Below are 1,026 nucleotides of genomic sequence, written 5' to 3' on the forward strand. Positions count from 1 at the left end.
AGAAAGTTTAATTCTTATATCTTTAATAGCAGTGAGTATAATATCTCCTATTGCTGTACACTTTGTAGGACTTAAAGGCACAGAGTTTCTTCCAATATTCTTTGCTTTATCTATAGGCACTTTTATTCTAAGCCCAATTTATTTAATAGCTCTTTCAATATTATCCCCKCTTGTAAACTATTTAATATTTCAAATGCCTAATGTTCCTATTTTGTATTTTTTAATGTTTGAGGGAATAGTTTATTCTTTGTTAATATCAGCTATTAAACATTTTTTTAAAAACACTAATTATGTTATTATTTTATCTATCCTTTCTTTTATAGCAGCAAGGTTTTCATCTATTTTATTACTAAATATATTTAATTATGATATGTGGTTTAATTCTTTAATTAATGGATAYAAAGGAATAATTMTAAACTCTATYTATATAGCTTTAACATATATTATAATAAACAAAAAAGGCAGCAAACATTTTTARACCATACAAAACTTTTTATTTAGATAATAATATAAGAGTATCTGCTCTTGGTGATTTGGATTTAGAGCTTGGAGATGAACTTAGAGCTTTTAAAAAAGGCAGTATAAATAATACTCCTTTAATATTTGAAAGTTTTTTTAATTGCTATAAATATTTAAATACTAATTTTGATTTGCTTTTATATGTACCTTCAAATAAAAATAATAATGTTATGAACTTYTTTGCTAATACAATATCAAAAACACTCAATATAAARAAATCTGATGATATTCTATTAAAYAAAAATATAAAAGAGCAAAAAGTATTAGAAACATTAAAAGAAAGAGAARAMAAYATAAAAAATGCATTCACTATAAAAAATATAGAAAACATTAAAAATAAAAAACTTCTTATTATAGACGATGTTTATGCATCGGGGGCTACATTAAAAGAGCTTATAAAATTATTAAAAGAAAACAATATTACAAACATAGAAGKAATAGTATTTTGCTATAGAAATTATAATTTTGAGCAATAAATAATTAATAATTATTTGACAAAAATAAATT

Annotated in this window: 1 protein-coding gene; it reads left to right on the top strand. The window is 21.7% G+C overall.

The window, feature by feature from the left end:
- Positions 1–533: 533 nt before the first annotated feature.
- Positions 534–995, top strand: coding sequence for a ComF family protein (locus GQX97_RS12415; protein WP_157152227.1), 462 nt, complete (start codon positions 534–536; stop codon positions 993–995).
- The last annotated feature ends 31 nt before the right edge of the window (positions 996–1,026 follow it).

It is taken from the genome of Brachyspira sp. SAP_772 (assembly GCF_009755885.1).
Lineage (GTDB): Bacteria > Spirochaetota > Brachyspiria > Brachyspirales > Brachyspiraceae > Brachyspira.